This window comes from Sphingobacterium detergens (genome assembly GCF_003610355.1).
In the GTDB taxonomy this organism is placed as follows: domain Bacteria; phylum Bacteroidota; class Bacteroidia; order Sphingobacteriales; family Sphingobacteriaceae; genus Sphingobacterium; species Sphingobacterium detergens.
In genome coordinates, this window is sequence record NZ_RAPY01000001.1 from 1,090,531 (window position 1) to 1,112,919 (window position 22,389).

The 22,389-nt window shown below is 40.2% G+C and carries 20 protein-coding genes; 15 read left to right on the top strand and 5 right to left on the bottom strand.

The annotated features are described in order from the left end of the window. The first annotated feature begins 214 nt into the window (after window positions 1-214). Window positions 215-781: a pentapeptide repeat-containing protein gene (locus DFQ12_RS04750; RefSeq protein ID WP_120257851.1), complete on the top strand. Its 567-nt coding sequence runs from the start codon at window positions 215-217 to the stop codon at window positions 779-781. 209 nt (window positions 782-990) lie between these two features. Continuing rightward, window positions 991-2,376, top strand: coding sequence for a WG repeat-containing protein (locus DFQ12_RS04755; protein ID WP_120257852.1), 1,386 nt, complete (start codon window positions 991-993; stop codon window positions 2,374-2,376). 74 nt (window positions 2,377-2,450) lie between these two features. Here DFQ12_RS04755 and DFQ12_RS04760 read toward each other — a convergent pair whose 3' ends face one another. Next, complete coding sequence (locus DFQ12_RS04760) at window positions 2,451-3,335, bottom strand: DUF808 domain-containing protein (protein WP_120257853.1); 885 nt, start codon at window positions 3,333-3,335, stop codon at window positions 2,451-2,453. A 133-nt stretch (window positions 3,336-3,468) separates the two neighbouring features. Between DFQ12_RS04760 and DFQ12_RS04765 the strand changes: the two genes are divergently transcribed. From DFQ12_RS04765 to DFQ12_RS04780, 4 genes are all read left to right on the top strand, one after another. After that, window positions 3,469-4,026: a DUF4256 domain-containing protein gene (locus DFQ12_RS04765; RefSeq protein ID WP_120257854.1), complete on the top strand. Its 558-nt coding sequence runs from the start codon at window positions 3,469-3,471 to the stop codon at window positions 4,024-4,026. A gap of 44 nt (window positions 4,027-4,070) precedes the next feature. Next, window positions 4,071-4,931: a DUF6265 family protein gene (locus tag DFQ12_RS04770; RefSeq protein WP_120257855.1), complete on the top strand. Its 861-nt coding sequence runs from the start codon at window positions 4,071-4,073 to the stop codon at window positions 4,929-4,931. Window positions 4,932-5,052: 121 nt separating this feature from the next. Continuing rightward, window positions 5,053-5,511, top strand: a complete 459-nt coding sequence (locus DFQ12_RS04775; RefSeq protein WP_120259225.1) for a GyrI-like domain-containing protein — start codon at window positions 5,053-5,055, stop codon at window positions 5,509-5,511. 166 nt (window positions 5,512-5,677) lie between these two features. Continuing rightward, on the top strand, window positions 5,678-6,964 hold the full coding sequence (locus tag DFQ12_RS04780; RefSeq protein WP_120257856.1) for a chloride channel protein: 1,287 nt from the start codon (window positions 5,678-5,680) through the stop codon (window positions 6,962-6,964). Between the two features lie 123 nt (window positions 6,965-7,087). On the opposite strand, the gene DFQ12_RS04785 is transcribed toward DFQ12_RS04780, so the two are convergent. Further along, window positions 7,088-8,509: an RtcB family protein gene (locus tag DFQ12_RS04785; protein ID WP_120257857.1), complete on the bottom strand. Its 1,422-nt coding sequence runs from the start codon at window positions 8,507-8,509 to the stop codon at window positions 7,088-7,090. Window positions 8,510-8,622: 113 nt separating this feature from the next. Further along, complete coding sequence (locus DFQ12_RS04790) at window positions 8,623-9,717, bottom strand: slipin family protein (protein WP_120257858.1); 1,095 nt, start codon at window positions 9,715-9,717, stop codon at window positions 8,623-8,625. Between the two features lie 8 nt (window positions 9,718-9,725). On the opposite strand from DFQ12_RS04790, the gene DFQ12_RS28255 reads away from it, so the two are divergent. Further along, window positions 9,726-9,974: a hypothetical protein gene (locus tag DFQ12_RS28255; protein ID WP_120257859.1), complete on the top strand. Its 249-nt coding sequence runs from the start codon at window positions 9,726-9,728 to the stop codon at window positions 9,972-9,974. A 753-nt stretch (window positions 9,975-10,727) separates the two neighbouring features. Then, on the top strand, window positions 10,728-11,324 hold the full coding sequence (locus DFQ12_RS04800; RefSeq protein WP_120257860.1) for a hypothetical protein: 597 nt from the start codon (window positions 10,728-10,730) through the stop codon (window positions 11,322-11,324). A gap of 167 nt (window positions 11,325-11,491) precedes the next feature. Here the strand turns inward: DFQ12_RS04800 and DFQ12_RS04805 are convergent, their stop codons facing one another. After that, window positions 11,492-12,745, bottom strand: coding sequence for an amidohydrolase (locus DFQ12_RS04805; RefSeq protein ID WP_120257861.1), 1,254 nt, complete (start codon window positions 12,743-12,745; stop codon window positions 11,492-11,494). A 187-nt stretch (window positions 12,746-12,932) separates the two neighbouring features. Between DFQ12_RS04805 and DFQ12_RS04810 the strand changes: the two genes are divergently transcribed. The 3 genes from DFQ12_RS04810 to DFQ12_RS04820 all read left to right on the top strand — a co-directional run bounded on the left by DFQ12_RS04810 (window position 12,933) and on the right by DFQ12_RS04820 (window position 15,156). Further along, window positions 12,933-13,553, top strand: a complete 621-nt coding sequence (locus tag DFQ12_RS04810; RefSeq protein ID WP_120257862.1) for a hypothetical protein — start codon at window positions 12,933-12,935, stop codon at window positions 13,551-13,553. Between the two features lie 3 nt (window positions 13,554-13,556). After that, complete coding sequence (locus DFQ12_RS04815) at window positions 13,557-13,919, top strand: hypothetical protein (protein ID WP_120257863.1); 363 nt, start codon at window positions 13,557-13,559, stop codon at window positions 13,917-13,919. A 61-nt stretch (window positions 13,920-13,980) separates the two neighbouring features. After that, window positions 13,981-15,156: an oxygenase MpaB family protein gene (locus DFQ12_RS04820; RefSeq protein WP_120257864.1), complete on the top strand. Its 1,176-nt coding sequence runs from the start codon at window positions 13,981-13,983 to the stop codon at window positions 15,154-15,156. On the opposite strand, the gene recR is transcribed toward DFQ12_RS04820, so the two are convergent. Continuing rightward, on the bottom strand, window positions 15,153-15,767 hold the full coding sequence (gene recR / locus DFQ12_RS04825) for a recombination mediator RecR (RefSeq protein ID WP_120257865.1): 615 nt from the start codon (window positions 15,765-15,767) through the stop codon (window positions 15,153-15,155). The two genes, DFQ12_RS04820 and recR, sit on opposite strands and share 4 nt — an antisense overlap. A gap of 116 nt (window positions 15,768-15,883) precedes the next feature. Here recR and DFQ12_RS04830 point away from each other — a divergent pair, with 116 nt between their 5' ends. The 4 genes from DFQ12_RS04830 to DFQ12_RS04845 all read left to right on the top strand — a co-directional run bounded on the left by DFQ12_RS04830 (window position 15,884) and on the right by DFQ12_RS04845 (window position 22,389). Continuing rightward, window positions 15,884-16,588, top strand: a complete 705-nt coding sequence (locus DFQ12_RS04830; protein WP_167457254.1) for an LOG family protein — start codon at window positions 15,884-15,886, stop codon at window positions 16,586-16,588. Window positions 16,589-17,318: 730 nt separating this feature from the next. Then, complete coding sequence (locus DFQ12_RS04835; RefSeq protein ID WP_120257867.1) at window positions 17,319-17,876, top strand: RNA polymerase sigma-70 factor; 558 nt, start codon at window positions 17,319-17,321, stop codon at window positions 17,874-17,876. 67 nt (window positions 17,877-17,943) lie between these two features. Further along, window positions 17,944-19,083: a FecR family protein gene (locus DFQ12_RS04840; protein ID WP_120257868.1), complete on the top strand. Its 1,140-nt coding sequence runs from the start codon at window positions 17,944-17,946 to the stop codon at window positions 19,081-19,083. 36 nt (window positions 19,084-19,119) lie between these two features. After that, entirely contained in the window at window positions 19,120-22,389 is a 3,270-nt protein-coding gene (locus DFQ12_RS04845; protein WP_120257869.1) for a TonB-dependent receptor, read from the top strand.

Sequence of the window (22,389 nt, forward strand, 5' to 3'; positions counted from 1 at the left end):
TTTCACAACCTATATAAAAACCTACCAGAGTTCTATTAGACGATATTTCCAGCCACCACATATACAACGATGCAACTAGGCCAAAGTTACACCCTTTAACACCTGATTTTCCTCCCTGAAGTCAGCCATTTTTTATCAACTCCCCTTTCATTATCCATGATAAAAATGTATTTTCGCAGGTAATCAATCCCAATATTTACGCAGCAGAAAAATCATGGATGAACTGGTAGAACAGACGATTTCTAAAGTAAGCTTCAATAGCGAATTGCAGCAAATTAAAGAATTTTATAAATGCACGTTTGAATATTGCGATTTCCAAAATGCCGCATTGGTCGATCTGATCTTTACAGATTGTGAATTTAAATCCTGTAATTTATCCAACATTAAGCTCAAGGGTACTCAATTGGATCACATCCTTTTTCAGGACTGTAAGATGTTGGGGATACAATTCAACGAATGCAGTTCATTCTCTTTCCATATCGAAGTGAAAAATAGCATGCTCGACTATGCTTCTTTTTTTGAACGAAATATGAAGAAATTCAAATTTGAACAGTGTTCATTACAGCATGTCGATTTTGAAAAAGCGAACCTTCAACAGGTAATCTTTAAAGATTGCGACTTTCTGCGTGCCCGATTTGAACAATGCAACCTGGAAGGCTGTGATTTTCGTACCTCCATGAATATCCAGCTGGATCCAGAAACAAATCGTATGAAAAAGAGCAAATTTGAATCAGAGCAATTACCCGGTTTGCTCGCCAAATATCAATTGCTGATCGACTAATTAGATTTTATATCATCGGGCTCCAGAAGAAATCTTTAGCAGGAAATTACGAAATAACGGATTTCAGGGATAAAAGAGCCTATTCTAAATCATCATATTTGCCTATCAATTTTAGGTAGATGAAAATATCATGCCCCTACAATAGCGAATATACCTTGCGCATATGAGCTCATGATAATTTCCTCACCAAAAAAAGCAAATTTATACAGATGAAAAAAACATTCTTATCATTCGCCGTATTAATGGCTGCCAGTACGGTATCTTTCGCGCAGGTCAATAAGGCATTTAAAATTAATTATGCTATTGTATTCGCAAACAACAGTGGCGGCACGGAGCAAGAAGGCCCTGTTTCCCTTTATGAAGCATATGTCAGCAACGACAAGATAAAAGTTATATCTTCGGCGGAGGGACAAGAGTCCATTTTTCTTGCGAAAAAGAATGAAGATAAATCAACGATCCTTTATCCCTCCCTATCGAAATACACTGTACACGAAGAGGACGCAACCTCCTTCTCCATAAAATTAGTTCCCGGTCAAACTAAAACCATTGCGGGTTATCCTTGCAAATTGGCACAGATTGAGCTCCCCAATATGGAAGATATCGAAGGTAATACCAACTTGTCCATCTGGTATAGCGAGAAGCTACCTGTTATCTATTGGGAAGGTTTTGATATCTTCAAAAAAATTCCAGGTGCTGTACTTCAGGTAACCACACCTCTTGGTGTAGATATTGTCGCACAAAGTGTCGCAAACAGTCAGTTAAATGACAATGACTTTATTGTTCCCGAAGACTATGATCAAGTGGAATCTATCTACGAAGAAGGCCAAGAAGGTGAGGAAAGCAATCAAATGGCGGAAAATCTTTACCTATTTGAAGACAGTACCTCGGGTCTTATGGGATTGCAAGATAATGCGCAACAAATCATCGTACCTGCCCAATATCATTACATTACACCATTTGTAGGTGAAATCAGTGTGGTCCAGTTTAAGAATGAGAAATATGGTGCAATCAACCTTGCAGGAAAAGCAGTTATCCCCTTTCAATACGAATATTTAAGCTATGATGATAATTCGGGACAATTTCTATTCGGTCTAAAAGAAAAATATGGGATACTTGACAAGGCAGGTAAAGTCCTTATTCCGGCAAATTACGATATGATCTCCTTTATCAATGGTGGTTACGCTGTTTTTCAACAAAATGAAAAATATGGCATTTTAAATCAAGCTGGAAAAATCACTGTACCGGCTAGCTATAGTTTCATTTCCGAGAATAACGGCACACATTTTATTAGTGTCGAAAATGACAAATACAGTCTCGTTGATATTAAAACAAACAAAACATTGGCTCCAGCTTATGATTTTATTTCAATAACCGAAGAACCGAATCTTTTCCTTGCGAGTAAAGACGGCAAATACGGCTATTTAAATGGTCAAGGAAAAATTGCCATTCCTTTTATCTACAGCGGTGCAACAGCATTTAGCGATGGCGTAGCATCCGTCTCGAAAGAAGGCTCAGATGACGTCATTCTAATCAATACAAAAGGTGAACAGGTCGAATTGGATGCGGCTGCTGAAGCGGCAGCCGAAGAAATCTAAAGCATAACGGGCTATTCAAAAAAAATAGGGCTGGTAAAGATTACCAGCCCTATTTTTTTTATCTATTTACGCTATTAATTCGCGCTTACCGCCTTCTTTTTGCCGAAAATTTTCTTACCTACTGTAAAAAGTAGCACCGCGATAATACCACCGCCCAAACCGAACAAAAATTCCTTAGCCATACTTGGAAAATTTGGTAATACATGGTGTAGAAAATCTATATAATGCGAAAAAATACCTCCCGAAACCAAAATCAAGGCAATCGTACCTACCACAGCCAATAATTTGATAATAAAAGGCAAAGCGCGAACCAGCAATCTGCCTAAACTGGCCAATGGTCCTTTTTCCTTCGCACTTTTAATCAACTTATATCCAGCATCATCCATCCTGACAATCAATGCTACAATGCCATAAACACCAACTGTAGCAAGCAAAGCAACCACACAAACAGTAATGATTTGCAAGGTCAGACTTTTATCAAGTACCGTTCCCAATGCAATAATCACGATTTCCACAGAAAGAATAAAATCAGTCGTAATAGCTGCCTTGATTTTTGACTTTTCGGCCTCCGTATTATTCTCTTCGATAACCTCCTCAACATGGGATTCGCCAGCCTGATGTTTACGATGGAACAAATACTCAATAATCTTTTCAACCCCTTCAAAGGCCAGATAAAATCCACCCAAGATCAAAATATATTTAATGGCTATTGGAAAAAAGACATTCAGTAGTAAAGCTATGGGAACGATAATCAGCTTATTCACTAAAGATCCCTTTGTAATGGCCCACAGAACGGGCAATTCCCGAGATGCTAAGAATCCGGTAGCTTTCTCCGCATTCACGGCTAAATCATCACCCAAAATTCCAGCTGTTTTTTTTGTTGCTATCTTACTAGCAACTGCAACATCATCCATTAAAGCCGCAATATCATCTAATATTGCAAATATTCCTGAAGCCATATTTTATTAAAAATTTGAACGTAAAAATATAAATTTAATTCAATTCCCAAATAAGTAATTTAATTGGATTACAATAATCCACTATAAACAGATTTATTTTAATTGTGTATTTTAGATTCAAATTATACCAAATATGAAAAAATCACTTTCAGCTACGGATCAGGCAGCATTATACAAAGTGCTGAAGCAGCGGTTTGATACGAATATGAACAGACATCAGGATCTTGTCTGGGAGCAGATACAACATAAACTGGAAGAAAACCCGACCAAGATCTGGAGCCTACATCAAATGGAACAGAGTGGTGGCGAACCTGATGTTATCGGAATAGATCCGGTTAATGCTGCTTATTTGTTTGTTGACTGCGCCGAGGAAACCCCAAAAGGAAGAAGGAGTTTGTGTTTCGACCAGTCCGCATTGGATTCCAGAAAAGAAAATAAACCGGTAGGCAGTGCCATGGAAACAGCTAAACAGATGGGAGTCGAATTGCTGACAGAAGAACAATATCGACAGTTACAAACGCTGGGGCAATTTGACCTGAAAACATCAAGCTGGATACAGACACCGGCCGATATCCGTAAACTCGGAGGCGCCCTATTCTGTGACCGCCGGTATGATCATGTTTTCACCTACCACAATGGTGCTATCTCCTACTATGCCGCACGTGGCTTTAGAGCAGTATTATACGTTTAACCAAAAAGGAATAACAAGCTAATTTAAAATAGATTACATCTAAAATGAAACAGTCTATCATCTTATGGCTTAGCCTCATCTGCATCTTGTTTTCGCGATCAGTATTCGCGCAAGCCCCCTTCCCCGCATTTCTCCAAGGCACCTGGAAAGTAGCTGATAAAGAACGCTATGAACACTGGGATCGCATGAGCGACAGTGAATTAAAGGGTGTTTCTTACAGCATTAAAAATGACCAAAAAATCGTCAGTGAGTATCTGAAAATCAAAAAACTCGGTGACAAAGTTATTTACACCGCTTTGGTAATCGGTCAAAATAACGGAAAAGAAATAGACTTTGAATTGACTTTTAAGGATAGCACCTATTCGTTTATCAATGAGCACCACGATTTTCCCAACCGAATACGTTATAAACAGCTTGCCGGAGACCGTATTCATATTTCAGTTGAAGGGAAATCCGGAAAAGCACATGCTTTTTATGTCCACAAAATAAAAAATGACAGTCTGGGTGAAAACCCCAATTATGATCGCGACTTAGCTGCCAAGTTGGACGCTGACGATTATGGTATGAAAAGTTATATTTTCGTGCTGCTAAAAACTGGCCAAAATAAAACCACAGATAAACAACTGATCAGCGAAAGCTTTAAAGGACATATGGAAAATATTGGCCGTTTGGTCAAGAATGGGCAGTTGATTGTAGCTGGCCCATTTGGAAAAAATGACAGTGGCTTTCGAGGTCTTTTTATCCTCAATAAGGTTGCAACAATTGAACAGGCCAAAGAAATACTTCAGACAGATCCAGCAATTAAAAATGGTTTTTTGGAACCCCTATACTATTCTTGGTACGGCTCAGCAGCATTATCCGAATACCTACCTTTTTCTGAAAAAATATGGAAAAAAGAACATTGATTTACTACCCTACCTAAGATTTTGGATCCATTGGGAAGAATCTATTTTTTTCAATCCAGCATTCCCTAATGACATGCTGTTGTCAGCTGTCAAGTCTATTTTTGAGAAAAATATAAAACGCATGGAAAATAAATCTATACCTTCTTTCAATATTATTGGAATTGCTATACGTACAAGCAATCAGAACAATCAAGCCGCCAAAGATATTCCTGAACTATGGGCCAGATTTTTCGAAAATGATATCATGAACCGGATTCCAAATAAAGTATCCAATGAGCTCTATTGTGTTTACACAGAATACGAAAGGGATCACACCTTGCCTTACACAACCTTATTAGGTTGTAAGGTTGCACATCTTGATGATCTCCCGGAAGATATGGATGGCATACGCATCGAAGAAAGCCTGTATCATCATGTTGAGGCTGAAGGAAACCTGGCGGCAGGTATTGTTTACGATGCCTGGTTGAACATCTGGGAAGCCGATCTTCCAAGAGCATTTTCAGCAGATTTTGAAATATACGGTGAGAAAGCACAAAACCCCGAGCAGGCAAAGGTTGATATTTTCATTGCACTCCAATAGCCAAAGATTTCATTACATCATTCAGGGCAATAACAGTCAAGCCTGTTAAAACCCTGACAATTTTTATTTACTTTCTAGTGAATGTAACAAAACGTATGTCGGACCTCTCTTACATTTATTTTAGCCAAAATATCTTTTACCTTTGTGCCGATTTAATTAAACTAAAATGCAGGACACCACAGCCCACCGTAAGAAAATCGTACGATACAGCTACATAAAATTAATCGGAAGTTCAGTTTTCGTAAGCCTGATATGTTGCCTACTCGCTTACAGCCTGAAACATATTACCGGATATGTACAGGAAAAAATAGCTGAAGGCGTTTTAAACTGGGATCCCAGACTATTTATCCTATTGCCAAGTGTAGGTATTACGGCAATATATTTTCTACGAAAGTATGCTTTTCAAAACCGGAAAAACAAAGGAATCAAGGAGATTTATACAACGCTGGAAACACGAAAGGATCATTTGCCTTTTTTCAAAATACCATCCCACTATATCAACGGCTTTTTGACCGTTATTTTTGGCGGATCAACTGGTATTGAAGTTTCTACTGTAGTAGCCACAGCCACTGTGGGAAACCAGGCCTATAAGCGTCTTCACCCTGCTTGGGCCTATAAAACAGAACTGATCTGCGCGGGTGTTATTGCCGGTGTAACACTATTGTTTGGCAGTGCACTTGGCGGCTTGTTATTTGCCTTTGAAGTCATCGCCAGAAAATACAACAAAACACTATTGATCAGTGGCATCAGTTCCATGTTGGTCGCCTCGCTATTCGTACACTATATGGATGACAGTCCTTTGTTCAACTTTGCAGCGAAGCAATGGCAATGGCAGGCCGTCCCTTTTATCGTCTTACTAGGCCTAATCGCTGGTCTATTAGCCTTGTATTTCACAAAAATTGTGATCTATGCAAAATCTTTCTTTGCCGGAATAAAGAATAATTTTATCCGGGTCAATTTGGGAGCCATTACAGTGGGGATCTTGATCTTCTTTTTGCCAGCCCTATATGGCGACAGCTATCACGGTCTCGGAGAAATCCTGGAAAGTAGTTTACATGGATCTATCAACTGGCTCTACTTTCTTCCGTTACTGCTATTAGTCCTATTAAAACCGCTTGCAGCGGCACTTACCCTAGGGGCCGGTGGTGATGGTGGTGTCTTTGCCCCCAGTATTGTAACAGGCGCACTTTTAGGTGTATTTTTTGCGCAACTGTGCAATCACTATCTGGGCACCCATCTTATTGTCATTAATTTTGCGCTATTTGGAGCCGCAGCGATGCTTTCTGCTGCCATCCATGCACCATTTACTGCGATTTTCATTATTGCCAGCATCGTCCCTTCAGGTTATCTACTATTTGCACCCTTATTAGTGGTAAGTGTCATCGCCAAAATACTTGCCAAAAGGATCTATCCTTATAATGTATATACCTACAAGGAAGTCGCCCATAGCTAGCAGCAAGAACTGGCATCAAGCGACTGGCTCCAAATTGAAAATACTAACAGACAAGAAAAAGGATCAAAATTCATTAAGAATTTGATCCTTTTATATTTAATTTAATAAAGCTTCAAAATACCCCTAATCTTCGCGGCTACCATCATCAGCCATACGGACAATTTTTGGTGAGAACTTTGCGACGACGTCCACCAACTCCTCTTGCGAGGCCATGACGGTATGGATATCTTTGTAGGCCATGGGTGCTTCATCCATCCCGGCTCCCAAAAGCGTAATCCCTCGATCAGCAAGCATATCTTTCAACTCACTAGCAGCAAGCGTCTTGATTGCTTGTGTACGGCTCATCAATCGTCCCGCACCATGAGATGCCGATTGGATAGCAGCCATCTCTCCTTTTCCGCGTACCAGAAATCCAGGAGTAGCCATGGAACCCGGGATAATTCCCATCACGCCTTTTGCCGCAGGAGTAGCTCCTTTTCGGTGTACCACAACCTCCCGGTCATTCCAGGTTTCTTTCCATGCAAAATTATGATGGTTTTCAATTTTGGCTAGCAATTCCGCCCCCAAAGCATCTTTGATCTTGTCATGAATAACTTCATGGCAGGCCGAAGCATAATCACCAGCCAGATTCATTGCCAACCAATATTCTTGTCCTTCCATTGTATTTAAATCCAGATAAGCCAGATTTTGAGCTTGATAGGGCAACTTACATAAAGTCTTCGCCAATTTGGTGTAATGAGCAGCCACAGTTGCGCCTAGACCTCGGGATCCCGAATGTGTCAACAAACCCAGGTAAAGTCCTTTCTCAATGTTCAGCACCTCATCCTTTTCAACAAACTCCACAATCCCAAATTCCACAAAGTGATTCCCTCCACCGGAAGAACCTAACTGTGTCCATGCCTTATCTTTTAAGGATCTAAGCAGATCATTTTCTGCAAACAATTTATTGTCCAGGACGGCATGATCCACACGTTCATGTTTCAGATAGCCATTGCCGGCACCAAATCGCGTATGTTTCAGAATAGTCTCTTTTAATGTCGCCGTATCTGTATCCAATAAGGATGCTGGCAGATCAAAGATGGACAAAGCCATTCGGCAACCAATATCAACGCCAACTCCGTAAGGAATTACAGCATTATCGGTAGCCAATACACCACCGATCGGCAGTCCGTATCCTTGATGGGCATCGGGCATCAAAGCGCCAGCAACCGTAACCGGCAGCTTCATGGCTACTTTCATCTGTTCTTTAGCTCCCGCTTCTATTCCGGACGCGCCATAAATTGTATATTCCACAGGATCTTCATTCAAAGGAATTAATGTGGCATCAACAACATCCTGTCCTAATATGGACTCTGCCAACACACTGAAAATAGTATCTTCAGTATACGCTGTTGGATTTTCCAGCACAGATTTAAATTTGGCTAACATTTCCGCTCGCGTAAAACCATGTCGCTTGCTGTTGATTTTCAACGCAGCACCCAATGTATGATTCTCTTTATATCCTAATGCAATGAGATCATTGCCGTTAATTCTTTTATTTTCCATTTTTATCTTTTTTAACGAGGGGGATCTTTCCAATCCCAAGCAGGTAGCAATACCTCTTTACAATTGCTACCTGCACCTCTTTTGTCCTCAATTTTATTAACTTCCCTTTGTCGCTACTTCACAAACAACTGCTTTAATTGATCTACAATCTGCCCATTTCCCGAAATAGAGATGTTATTGATCCTTTCGGCAATTTTCTCCACATACTCCATTTCTTTCAATTTAAACAACATCGCATTCTCCTCCATAAGTTTTGCCGTATTCAGCAAACTTCTAGTCGAAGCAGTTTCTTCACGACGCATAATAATATTTGCCTGAGCGCGTTTTTCAGCGATCAACACCTGGTTCATGATATCACGGACATCCCCTGGCAGAATAATATCTTTGACTCCGCAAGTTAATAGACGTAAGCCTAATCCAGCAATATACTCCATCGTATTTTGCAAAATATAAGTGCTTATCTCTGTCTTCTTGTCCATCAGTTCATCCAGCGTCATCTGACCGATATATGTCCGGAGATTTAATTGCATCACAGCATACAATTGCTTCTCATATTCCTTATTATCCAACAGCGCTTTGACGATATCAACGATTTGATATTGCAACGTGAAATTGATCCGTATTTGCGCTTTGTCCCGCGATAGAATCTCCTGACCTACCACATCCAAAGTTAACACACGCATATCTGCTTTTGACACCGCAATAGTTTTTGCGTTCTTCCACCAGTAATACGTTCCTGGATCCAAAATTTCTGTAAACACGCCATCAACAAAAAGTAATCCTTTCTCATTTGGTTCAACTTTGTATTGACGGATATAATAAGCCAACGTTTGCTTTTCAAACAATTGACGGTTGACAGAAGCTAGTATTTCGATCTCCGAAATATCCTCCAGCTGAAATTTGCGTACTTGCAACCCCTTCCAGAACACATGTCTACCTGCTGCCAAGGTCTTTTCAAAATTATTGTTTAAGAAAACCAGCGCAATTGCCGTATCCGCCACTTCGACAATATCCACCAGTTCACGAAAGCCCTCCACCTGTAAGAGCACATCAATGTTATGGTTAGACGGAAACGAATTTGCCCTATTGTATGTCTCCAGTTTTTCACCGAAACCCAACCAGTACTTACCGGCTTCCAATACACGGATAACTTGGTTATTTTTAACCACCAATCCAATTTCATTGACATTTACTTGTACTCTTTTCATAATATTTATTGTTTATACTATTTTCCAATGACAAAACTTGCTATGAGCTACCCATCAATGCCGAGCGGGATCAAAAAGAGCCCATACGGAGCTTTACCGTAGAAGCGTTCGAAATGGCCGCCTTAGCGATCCACGACAACGCTCATCCTGTATCGTCTCTGTATGAGATGTTCCCGATCACGGGCTCCTCACCGACTGCCATGAAGAAAAACGAAGTTCTCCTCAGTGCCGGACAGACTATAGCAAGCTTTATTTAAGTAACCTTTTTAAAGAAGGTATAACTTTCAAAACCAGAACCTAAATTCTGTGCAATACCCTTATGCTATTCCATCCGAAAATGGAAGTGGGATTCGAACCCACACGACAACTAAACTGCCTTGCTCTACCCTTGAGCTACCTCTTTCGAGGGAAGGATTCGAACCTTCAACCCTGGTGGCAACCTTCTCTCATTCTCCTCTTCTTATCAGTATATTGAGTCCCATTGGGAACAATACTATCCTGCTATACAGAAACAGGAGACTAGGATGCAAATCAAAGAATGAGAGTCTTTTTATACTTCTCCTAAAAAGAAGTACATATCTTAAAAGCATTTTGCTAGTTTTCATCTATATAATTTTTTTTTTCAATTGTGATGAAGCTATCAGATTTATTCACTCTCTAGTGTGACTGAATAAATCATGATGGTTTCATCAAAGAACGTTTATCATTGCTGACATTACAAAGATCACACGATTAACATGCAGGCCATTTGCGCAATAAAATAAAACACAAAGAAAATAACAAAAATAAATACAACACACTGGTAATAAGATATAAAAATTTAAAAACAAACGTTAGCATTAAAAATCACAACCCGAATTGCGCATTTATATTGCGCAGATTAACAGTAACTAGACGAGAGATATGCCTAGATGATCATTAGATAACAATAAATATCACTGATTTCCATGAGAAAGCTATCTGATATAAGTGCTATTTTTACACCGTTATAATTAACTGGAATTTACTAAATGAGAGCAAAAACATTATTGGTTCTACTGACTATCTATTTTGTCGCTACAGGTTGCACGGGTTCAAATCCTAAAAATAATGCTGTAAAGCCCGCCGGCGACAGCCTAACAACCAAAAGTAGCGCTGATACTGCGAAAGCCAGCGATCGGGTAAAGTCAACAACAGATCTTGACCCAGCCAAAGTATGGCTGGAGCGCATTTTTCACTGCAATGATGATAAATCAGGGAAGTATTGTTATTATCTGGACAAGGAAGAAGCCCTCTGCACGGCACGTTTTATGGAGTTCTTAGCAGATGCCAATGAAATCTATGGCCCCTCCAATCTAACAGACGCAGAATTACCGGTGGCGGAAGCGCGATACAAAGCGAAGTGGGGAAAAATTTACCCACTCTACACGCAGGAAATGTGGTTATTCGGCCGAGGTAACGATGATGCCCTAGCCATTAATACCGTCGAGATCAAGAAGCTAAGCACAGGCAAGTACAGCGTATTTATAGATTATGGTAACAATATAAAAACACAAAATGAGGTTCAGCTGGTTCTTGAAAACAGCAACTATAAAATTGATTATTGCAAGACAAGCTTTGTACAATAAAAATCTTCGTCCTTTCCGCAGCACAGCCAAGATAATCAATGGAAGGTTCTTTCTGACCAATATACCGAGTAAGTGAGCTGACAGAAAATTCAAAAAAAACCACTTTTTATCACTAACGGATAAAAAGTGGCAATATAATAAAACAATAAATGGGGCGTGTAAGCCGATTAAATTGGAGACGAATTGCTCCACTTGACGATATTCCCTTTGTGCAGTAGGCCATCGACAGCTGAGATACGTGATACAGCTTCAGCAGAGCAGCTTGCATCCACCAACAGGAAGCTCGCTTCATCTCCTACCTTTGGCCATACCTGTTGACCACTATCGTCCAAAGGTAATTTTCCATTTGTCGCATAGTGTAGGCAACGGGACAGATCAAATTCCGTCTCATAACCATAGAGTTGCGCAGCAAGGTTTGCTTTTTGCAACATATTTCCACTGCCGAAGGTCCCCCAGTGATCCTGTACATTATCATTTCCGGTAAGTACCTCCACTCCTGCTTTCCGCAGTTGAGGCAATGGCATCAGCATATTGCGAAACGGGACTGAACTCGCAATACCGACCTTGGCGGAAGCCAAGCGTTCAGCTGTATATTGAAGATCTTTTTGAGACATATAGCCCAATGCAAAAGCATGACTGATAAATGTCCGTCCCTGCAGTGCGGGATTCTCAAGTACTTTGTCTATTAAATAATGGATCGTTTTGACACCAGATTCACCCCCCTCATGCAGATGGATATCGATTCCCTTTTTGTTGTCCAAAGCTAACTGAACAGTCAAATCCATGGGTTTTTCGATACTTCCATCGATACTAAAGGGATCTAGACCGCCTATAAAATCAACCTTATCCCAAGCAGCAATTTCCTTCATCAGCCCAGCAGAGTCCGTATAATATAAGCCATGCTGTGGGAAAGCTACCAATTCTGCGCCAAAGGAATCTTTCACATGTTCCAATGCCCGCAATAGATTTGCTAATGATTTGGTGCCAGAGGTTGGATCGACATTAAAATGTGTTCTTGCAAAATTAGTTCCGTAGCCCTGTAGCAACATGATTAGCTTTTCAGCCCTTTCCACCGAGGTTTTAAGCAGTTCCGGAATAATTTCCTGCTCGCGGGCAATCATATCCTTCACGGTTCTATTTTTGGGAAATACAGCTTTCCAAGGTAGACCATAAAGGGTTTTATCCAAATGGATGTGCATATCCCTAAAGGCGGGTAAGGCCAATTTTCCTTTCGCATCAAATCCCCCGGAGCCAACTGTAGTCTGACCCGGCCGAATTTCCTTTATCTTTCCGTCCGCTATTGTTACCTTAAAGAGTGCCGTATCAGTTCCAACAATTTTCCCTTCACGATAGAGAAAACCTGTTTCCAATCGTACATTTTCTAATGTATACTGTTCGTTGCGCTGATTGAGTTCATTCATGAAAATATCATTTTTTTCAAAGCTAAGCTATTTAGCCCCTTTTACTTTGTAGATATTATCACAACATTTGTAAATATTATGGCTGTGGCCTAAAATATAAAGTCTGCATGAATTTTCTCTTAATCCTGTGTTTAATACAAAAATATAGTTACTTTGAGCTCGTTTTATAAAACACCACTTTCGTAATATGCAGATTGAAATTGATTACAATTTTTATGAAATAGTCAGTTGGGACAAAGATTATATCCAAATTCAAGGGACAGCTTCCCCCTTTCGTGTGTATGCACCACCTTTTTATGATATTGCCTCCCTCAAGCAATATATCAGACTCAATCCGCCAACACCTTCTGGACATGATCAGTCCTATTCCTACCTGGAAAATCCCTATCATTTATTTACAAAACCCTACCTGGTTAAGGTTTTTCAAACCTCAGCAGCACCTGTTATTGAACTTAAATCAAGCAGTATCTGCGTTCACCAACGAAAGACTGTAAATACACTCAAGTTGCTCAAGCCCTGGAGTCAGGAATTGTTATACAATGAACTGATCAAAAGGATAACCTATTGGGAAGAACAACTGGACAACTACGCAATTTCAGCAATCCGTATAGGCAAGCTATCTACCACGAATTATAAAATCAAGGGCAATGAAATCTATTTTTCATCCCGATTGATTGATTTTGATAGAGAACAGATTAATCTGGTTGTTTTAGCAGCATTTTGTAAATTTTCCAGAAAAAACAAGAAAGAGTCAGAAGCGATCTATAACTTGTACATCCCCAATTGGAGAGCATTTAATGTATATTAAGACATGACAGACATCAGCATACCATTAACAATAACAGGAGACAGCAACTTTGAATCGCTGCGAAACGATCCAATACAATTCTCAAAATTATTAGGCAGCGAACAGCAGCGACTGATTAATGATCATGTTGTTGGTCAGCTCGATGATCAAGATGGTGCTCCGACACTGACAGATTTTAGCATCAGCAATATTCTCTTTGATCGCATGACGCTAAAGGGTTCCTTTCGCCTTCATTTCAAAATTTCCCGACAATTCTGCTGTAGCGATATCTCTTCCTGCCAGACAGATTACATGGATTTTAACTTTACAAAAGAAGATAAAAAAATCTATGCAACAGGAAGTTATACACTATGGACAATTCAATAAATTTACCCATTTAAAATCAATAACAGATCAGTTGATTCCAAGTTAGGTATACCATTTAAAAATGAAAAAACCCGAGCGCTATAAAATTAACACAACCTCCTTTTCCTATTATTGGAGCAAGGGTATCGGTGCGAAGTTACTAGATAAGTTGCCCAATAAACCAAATCTGGCTGATGCGGATCAATATATTCCATTGTTATATCAATACGATGAGGCCTGTGACCGATTGGTAGAACATTTACATCTGAAAATTGGCTTTACAAAAGGGCAACAATTGATTCGGGATTACCTGCAGGGCAAAGCCATCGAAAGCATTTACGATAAACTGATTTCGGATTTTATGGACACCTTGGCTATAGAGCCTCAATGGCTCGATTGGCAGAAAGTACAACAGGGAATTGCGCTCAGTCAGCGCTCAGGATTGACTGGACTCATTGTATTACGCGATTATTGTCTCATGGGTGGTTATGAATCCAGCGCGATCAACAAACCCTTGATTTTTACTGGAGCACTTAAAAAAGGCGCTGTCAAACGCTTAACCGAGACGGTAACATTTTGGGTCGACATCACCGCTGACCAGGCATTGCGAAAAGGTGGTATTGGCTTTGAAGCCATTCTATTGACGCGATGTATCCATTCCTTCGCACGCTTGAATATATTGAAACATGGCGATTGGGTCACTGAAAAATGGGGTATCCCTTTAAATATGTGGGATATGTTGGCAACAAACTTAGGTTTTTCATTAGTTTACCTAATAGGTCTTAAACAAATGAAATTCAATTTATTAGAAAGCGAAATAAATGGAATTATGCACCTTTGGAAGTATATCGGGAGCTTATTGGGTATTCCATTGAATCTGCTTCCAGACACAGAGGAAGAAGCCATCAAAGCCCTATACTATTGGACCATGACCCAAAAAGAAGGCGATCAGGACAGCATTGCATTAGCCCAGGCCCTTATGGAAGAACCCGTACATGCAGCTTACCCGACAAACAAGTTTGGCAGAAAATTAATGCGGGAGGTACATTTGTACTATAACAACTATCTCCTGGGCAATTACTCCTGCAACCTATTGGGATTGGAAAAGACAACGATCGGTAAGATTGCCTACTTCAACATGCTTAAAAACAAAAAAGAAAATAGCCAGATCCTAAAGGATGAGGTTAGACAGCAACAAATACGGAAAGGCCGAAAAGTCCATGAGGGAGTCAAAGAGATCTATTTGAAATACAACTAGCCAACATGCCGTTCGTAAGGTACCCTGGTAGCGATTGACCGGCCCAAGGTCAGCTCATCGACATATTCCAATTCACCCCCAAATGCGATACCGCGCGCGATTGTTGTAATCTTGATATTAAACTCGCGCAATTTCCGGTATAGATAAAAGATGGTTGTGTCCCCTTCCATCGTTGCTGAAAGCGCTAAAATAACCTCCTCAACACCACCCCGTTGAATACGGTTGAGTAATCCTTCGATTTTAAGGTCAGCAGGACCTATTCCGTCCATTGGCGAAATCAGTCCCCCTAATACATGATAAACACCTTGGTAAGAATTTGTGTTTTCGATGGCCATAACATCACGTGTATCTTCCACCACGCAGATGAGGCTCTTTTCACGTTTAAACGATCCACATATTTCACAGGTCGCATGATCGGAAATATTAAAACATTCCTGGCAATATTGAATATCTTCTTTCAACCGGTCGATGGACGCCGTAAAACGGGCCACCTCGGGATCGGATTGCTTCAATAAATGCAAGACCAGCCTTAGGGCTGTCTTTTGTCCCACACCCGGTAATTTACCAAATTCCGCAACCGCGTTCTCAAGAAGTTTAGAAGAAAAATTCATAATGCAAATGTAAGAATAATCGTAAAAAGTAGCTAGTATTAAAAAAATAGCTATATTGTATTCCTTTTTGAAAAAAATGGGTTTTAGAAATTAAATGTATAACGTTATATATGGACATTACAAAAGAAGATAAAATTATCCGCGCTTTTGAGAACAAAACATGGCAGGAAATTAAGGTTAAAGATTCATGGCAGATTTTTAAAGTCATGTCAGAATTTGTGGACGGGTTTGAAAAATTGGCTAAAATTGGCCCCTGTGTATCCATATTTGGTTCGGCACGCACACCACGTGAACACAAATATTATCAAATGGCTGTAGATATCGCTGCGCTACTAACTGAACGTGGATATGGTATTATATCTGGAGGTGGCCCAGGGATTATGGAAGCCGCGAATAAAGGTGCTTATGAGTCTGGCGGAAAATCCGTGGGTTTGAATATTGAACTTCCATTTGAACAATTTCACAACAAATATATTGATCGGGATAAACTACTTGAGTTCAAATACTTTTTTGTACGAAAAGTAATGTTTATGAAATACTCCCAAGGTTATATCGTTATGCCTGGTGGCTTTGGAACAATGGATGAACTCTTTGAAGCGATTACCTTGATTCAAACAGGTAAGATTGCCCGCTTCCCAATTGTATTGGTTGGTTCAGAGTACTGGAAAGGCCTTATGGACTGGGTGCAAAATACCATGTTATCAAACAAATATATCAGTGAAGAAGATCTCAAACTTTATCGCATCGTTGATACAGCTGAAGAAGCAGCAGATCATATCTTCCGTTTCTATGATAAGTATCTGTTGAAACCAAACTTCTAATCGCTATAACATTAAATAAAACAGAAAAAAGAGTATCTAAGCAATTTGGATACTCTTTTTGTGTTTTTGTGCACTCGTACTCGTCCTCTATTCGCAGCCTTCCATCTTAATGAAAACCAGGCCTATCCTAGCATTAAAGCTTTTTTTTCGCATTGATACGACTACCTCACTTCGTGTTTGTCAGGCATAAATAAACAGCATTTTAACCTTAAACAAAAAGAAATATTTCAAATACATCAGTTAAAAAAAGCACAACATATCTGTTCGTTCGATGCAGATATATAGCGGTCTCACTTCCGCAGTACAGATATAGTACCTCTTAAGTACAGATAAAGCACTATTTTGTTACAAAACGAAATGTACTTTAACAGTACTTTAAACGAGGTATTAGACTACTGAAAACGGATAAAATACAAAAATTGATGCCTTAATTCATTTTAACTACTAGATAACCAAACCTAACACAATAAAGCGCATACAGCTGTATATAAGAGCAGCGTCCACCACTACGATTATTCATCCTTTCAGATCTTCTAACCAAGCTCAACGCCTAGCTTATTTACTGAAAAACGAACTATAGTCCGGGAGACCAAAACAGACAATACCTTATACAATTGGGCTGGCAATATTAATTTTAAAAATTGGAATATTCCTAATTTAGTAACTACATTTACAACACAAATTATATAGTCAGATAACATAACCGAAGAAAAACAGATTATTGTCTCAGATGAAAGATAGTGGGAGCCATTCGGATGAAGAGTTGATTCTATTGATTCAACAGGATGATAATATCGCTTTTGAAGCATTGTATGAGCGCTACTGGAAGAAGCTCTACTATCAGGCTGCCCGAAAAACAGATTCGCTGGAGGACGCACAGGAAATCGTTCAGAATATCTTCACCTCTATTTGGCTCCGAAGACAGCAATTGCATATAGAGAGCAATGTCTCCTCCTATCTCGCAGTCGCTGTGAAATACAAGGTCTTTAAATATCTGGCACAGCGTTATAAACGAGAAGCCTTTCAGCAGGATAATGATTGGGTAGATTTTGATAACTCCACCGAAGATTGGCTTCAATTTGAGGAATTGCGGGCCCGATTGGAACAAGTTGTCTCAACCTTGCCTGAGAAATGCCAGCTTATTTTCAAACTATCCCGTGAACAAGGGCTGACTTACAAACAAATTGCGGATGAACTTGATATCTCCGTGAAGACAGTTGAAACCCAATTAAGTCGTGCCCTAAAAAAAATACGGGCTGGTATTCAGCGCTTTCTGATTACTTTATAATTTTTTTCACCCCTGCTGTCAGGGTACCTCCATATTTCGGGAACTATATAGAAAATAACCCCTAAATATGGTTGATAACAATCAATTTGAAATTAAGCAATTAGCTTATAAATGGCTTCAAGGCACCTGTACGGAAGAAGAAGAGGCGTATTTACTGCAATGGTATAAAGAAAATAGTGAAGAACCCCTCCCTATTCCCGAGCAAATCGCAACAAGTGAGCAAGAGCTTAAGGAACGTTTATTTTCGAATATCAAGCAGCAAATAGAAAGCTCCAAAATCAAACCGATTTCCAGATGGTACAAATTGGCTGGAATTGCTGCGGCATTGTTACTCTTATTTGGACTTCCACTCTATCTCGTACAGCACACGGACTATGAGCAAGTAACGAAAATAGCTACAGTTCAAAAAGAGGTTCATCCTGGGACAAAAGCTGCTGTATTAACCTTAGCAGATGGAACCAAAATAGATCTATCCGACAATAAACAGCATATTCTCCATCAAGATGCAAAGGTAAAGATCACGACGACTGCCGAAGGTACGGTTCAATATCAGTTTACCGCCGGTAACAGTAATCCTGGTCATAGAACAAATACCATAGAAACACCAATTGGTACAGAATATAATATCATACTTGCAGATGGCAGTAAGGTATGGTTAAATGCTGGCTCCAAACTGACCTTTCCCGAGACTTTCGCATCCAACAACAGGGAGGTAACATTGTCCGGTGAAGCTTATTTTGAGGTTACACCAGATAAGAAAAAACCCTTCTACGTCAATGCAGACCAGCAGATCATCCGGGTTTTCGGAACGCATTTTAATGTACAGTCTTATCCGAACGAGAACAACAGGACCACCCTTGTCGAAGGTTCAGTACAGGTGACACAATCTGGTCAATCCAAGATGTTAAAACCAGGTCAGGCCGCATTTAGCAGGAATAACAATTTATTTGTCCAGGACGTGAACATTGAAGAAGCGATAGCCTGGAAAAATGGCTTCTTCTATTTCGAATCTACACCGGTCAAGGAAGCCCTTTCCGCTATAAAACGTTGGTATAATGTGGATATCATCTACAAAGGAACCAATGAAAAACGTGAACTGACCGGAAAAATAAAACGCAACTCCACCGCGCAACAATTGATTGAAACACTCAACTTCCTAGATATTAAATGCCAATTAAAAAACAACAAAATTGAAGTAGAACTCTAACGTATAAAAATATAGAACACATTTACCAACTAAATTATGTATAAAGTTACAACGAATCATTTTGCGCATAAACGGGCAAAACTATTTGGTGCCCTACTTGCCATCCAGTGCCTAGCGACTGTAAATAACAAGGCTATCGCCTTGGTGAGTCAATCCAAAATTAAATTACATGACAAAGAATATACATTAGCAAAGTTTGCGCGAGAAATCGAACGGCAAAGTTCCTATGTATTTCTTTACGACAATTCTCAGATCAATGACAATCAAAAGATTTTGATCCATCATACGGACGGCTCCATTGAAGAAATTTTGAATGATAACCTAAAAGAACTATCGTATTCGTACAAAATCGTCAACAACACCATCGTATTAAAGAGGAAAATTGATATAGCCCAGGCAAATAATCAGACTGTCCAACAGCTGATCAAAGGGAAAGTCGTTGATATGGACGGAAAACCGCTAGCGGGCGTCACCATCCGAAATATTGATAATGGCCGCCAGGCCGAAACCAACAGTAAAGGCGAGTTTAGTATAGAAGGCGCACCGACACAACAACTAAGCTTTAGTTCTGTAGGTTATGAAACAGTAAATAATACGATCAGCAACAGCAACCCCTTGACGATTCAACTGAAAACGGCAAATAATCAACTGGAACAGATCGTTGTGATAGGTTTTGGAACGCAGAAGAAGAAAGATATTACCGGAGCGATTGCTACCATGAACACAAAGGATATTGAAGACAGACCGGTAACCCAGTTAGCTAGCGCCATGGAAGGGAAAATGGCTGGAGTAGAAATCGTCAAATCCTCGGGTCAGCCACAGGCTGGTTTCTCTATCCGTGTACGCGGAACGTCGACTATCACGGCCGGTAGCAACCCCTTGTATATTCTGGATGGTGTTCCTACAGAAAATATCTCCGAACTCAATCCTTCAGATATACAGAGCATCTCGGTGTTAAAAGATGCCGCATCTGCAGCTGTCTACGGTTCTTCGGGTGCCAATGGCGTCGTCCTCATTACAACCAAACGGGGGAATAATGGCAAAACATTAGTAAATTTCGAAACTTATCAGGGTTTTTCAACAATCTGGAAAAGACCAAAGGTATTAAATGCTGCGCAATACAAAGATCTGATGACCGAAGTTGGAGAAACAGCCGATTGGTCCAAATATTCAGCAGATACCAATTGGCCAGATCAATTGTTCCGCACGGGGCATAGCCAAAAATATCAGGCCTCTGTACGTGGTGGTGATGAAAAGACCGGGTTTTACATCTCAGGATCGTATCAGAAAGATAATGGTACCGTCATTACAAATACAGTCAACAAAGTCAATTTCAAAGTCAATCTCGATCATCAGATCAACAAGATATTCAAAGTAGGAACGAGCATGTCTTATAACCGCTGGTATGATGTGGATATTCCCGAAAATACACGGAATGGTGTTATTATGAATGCTTATTTAGGTTCCCCAGTGATTGGAATCTACGGTGACAAAGGTGCATTTACCGTAGACCCTTTTTATACAGACCTTGATAATCCTGTAGCATTGGCTACCGGAAATGAACATTCTTATGTCAACAACAGATTCACCGGAAATATCTTTGCTGAGGCGAATATCCTCCCTGAACTAAAATTCAAAACTTTATTTGGCTACGAGAAATACAACAATCAATACCGTAGTTTTGTCGATCCATTTCGTACTACCGAAGGCCGGAAATATAAGGGAATGGCCCAGCTGGACCAGCAGGATAATCAGTATTGGATGTCTGAAAACACCCTAAACTATGATAAGACATTCAATGAAAAACATCACTTCACCGGTTTATTGGGGTATATTACCACCAAAACACAAACAACAGGTTCAAGTATAAGTACGCAGAACTTCGCCAATCCAGCGATCCATACCGTTAATGGCGGATCGATGATTACAAGAATGCCTACTGCAAAGGATGCTACAATCACGACCGTTTCTGGTATCGCCAAAATCGGTTATGATTATAATGGCACCTATTTATTTACAGCCAATTTAAGAGCAGATGCATCTTCGGTATTTGGCCCCAACAACCGCTGGGGCTATTTCCCTTCCTTTTCAGCAGGCTGGCGCATATCAAATGAGGGTTTCTTCCAAGCCTGGAAAAATACAGTCAACGATTTAAAGATCAGAGCGAGCTGGGGTAAAGTCGGAAACAGCCAGATACCGGCCTTCGCCTACCTTGGCTTAATAGATGTGACAGGATCGTACGTCATTGGCGATCAGGTTGTACCGGGCTACACACCAATCACGCTGGACAACCCTAGCCTGAAATGGGAAACAACAAACCAGACGGATATTGGTCTTGATGCGAGTTTTCTAAACTCCCGATTGACTATTGCGGCAGACTATTACGCAAAAAAAACAGTAGGACTTTTACTTGATTCGCGTGTACCTTATAGTTCGGGATATGCCAAAGTCTTAAGGAACCTTGGCGATCTACAGAACAAAGGTTTTGAGTTTGAATTAAGTAGCCGGAATTTTGTCCAGGACTTCAAATGGAATACAACCCTAACCTTTGGTCTCAATCGCAACAAAGTTCTGAATATTGATGGCGGCACCTATTACGATGGTAATATTGACGGTCGTGGAAACAGTACCATCGCCAAAGAAGGCCTTGCTTTAGGCACCTTTTGGGGATACGTAGCCAAGGGTGTCAATCCGGAAACCGGCGATATGATCTATCAGATGGCTGATCCCGATGCAGGCCTTCAGACGAGCGATATGGCTGTTATTGGTAATGCTACACCTAAATTTTCTTACGGGATGACAAACGATTTCAGTTACAAAAACTTTAATTTATCTTTTTTCTTGCAAGGTGTACAGGGTAACGACATCCTCAATGCAACACGTATTTATACAGAAGGTATGTGGGAGCCTCGAAACCAAAGTGCGGAAGTCCTTAACCGTTGGAGTCCAACAAATAAAAACAGCACGATACCACGTCCCGATTTAAACACCACGGAGGATAATTACAATACCAAAATCTCTTCCCGGTTTGTTGAAAAGGGATCCTATCTCCGATTAAAATCGCTAACACTCGGCTATACCATACCCAAACAGGTCCTGGAGAAATGGAAAATTAATAAGCTGCGTTTCTACGTGACCGGTGAAAACCTATTGACTTTTACCAAGTACTCCGGTTTGGATCCCGAGGTCAGTATGTACAGTGCAACCAATCAAGAAGTTGTGAGCTCCAATATGTCTCCGGGTATTGATTTCGGTACTTCACCACAGGCACGCACCTTTATTGTTGGTTTAAACTTAACCTTTTAA

Coding starts and splice junctions, on each gene's coding strand:
- DFQ12_RS04780 (WP_120257856.1), top strand. CDS start 5,678: ATGCAGGACACCACAGCCCACCGTAAGAAAATCGTACGATACAGCTAC.
- DFQ12_RS04820 (WP_120257864.1), top strand. CDS start 13,981: ATGAAAAAACCCGAGCGCTATAAAATTAACACAACCTCCTTTTCCTAT.
- DFQ12_RS04760 (WP_120257853.1), bottom strand. CDS start 3,335: ATGGCTTCAGGAATATTTGCAATATTAGATGATATTGCGGCTTTAATG.
- recR (WP_120257865.1), bottom strand. CDS start 15,767: ATGAATTTTTCTTCTAAACTTCTTGAGAACGCGGTTGCGGAATTTGGT.
- DFQ12_RS04775 (WP_120259225.1), top strand. CDS start 5,053: ATGGAAAATAAATCTATACCTTCTTTCAATATTATTGGAATTGCTATA.
- DFQ12_RS04790 (WP_120257858.1), bottom strand. CDS start 9,717: ATGAAAAGAGTACAAGTAAATGTCAATGAAATTGGATTGGTGGTTAAA.
- DFQ12_RS04835 (WP_120257867.1), top strand. CDS start 17,319: ATGAAAGATAGTGGGAGCCATTCGGATGAAGAGTTGATTCTATTGATT.
- DFQ12_RS04810 (WP_120257862.1), top strand. CDS start 12,933: ATGCAGATTGAAATTGATTACAATTTTTATGAAATAGTCAGTTGGGAC.
- DFQ12_RS04815 (WP_120257863.1), top strand. CDS start 13,557: ATGACAGACATCAGCATACCATTAACAATAACAGGAGACAGCAACTTT.
- DFQ12_RS04755 (WP_120257852.1), top strand. CDS start 991: ATGAAAAAAACATTCTTATCATTCGCCGTATTAATGGCTGCCAGTACG.
- DFQ12_RS04765 (WP_120257854.1), top strand. CDS start 3,469: ATGAAAAAATCACTTTCAGCTACGGATCAGGCAGCATTATACAAAGTG.
- DFQ12_RS04770 (WP_120257855.1), top strand. CDS start 4,071: ATGAAACAGTCTATCATCTTATGGCTTAGCCTCATCTGCATCTTGTTT.
- DFQ12_RS04805 (WP_120257861.1), bottom strand. CDS start 12,745: ATGAATGAACTCAATCAGCGCAACGAACAGTATACATTAGAAAATGTA.
- DFQ12_RS04785 (WP_120257857.1), bottom strand. CDS start 8,509: ATGGAAAATAAAAGAATTAACGGCAATGATCTCATTGCATTAGGATAT.
- DFQ12_RS04840 (WP_120257868.1), top strand. CDS start 17,944: ATGGTTGATAACAATCAATTTGAAATTAAGCAATTAGCTTATAAATGG.
- DFQ12_RS04750 (WP_120257851.1), top strand. CDS start 215: ATGGATGAACTGGTAGAACAGACGATTTCTAAAGTAAGCTTCAATAGC.
- DFQ12_RS04845 (WP_120257869.1), top strand. CDS start 19,120: ATGTATAAAGTTACAACGAATCATTTTGCGCATAAACGGGCAAAACTA.
- DFQ12_RS04800 (WP_120257860.1), top strand. CDS start 10,728: ATGAGAGCAAAAACATTATTGGTTCTACTGACTATCTATTTTGTCGCT.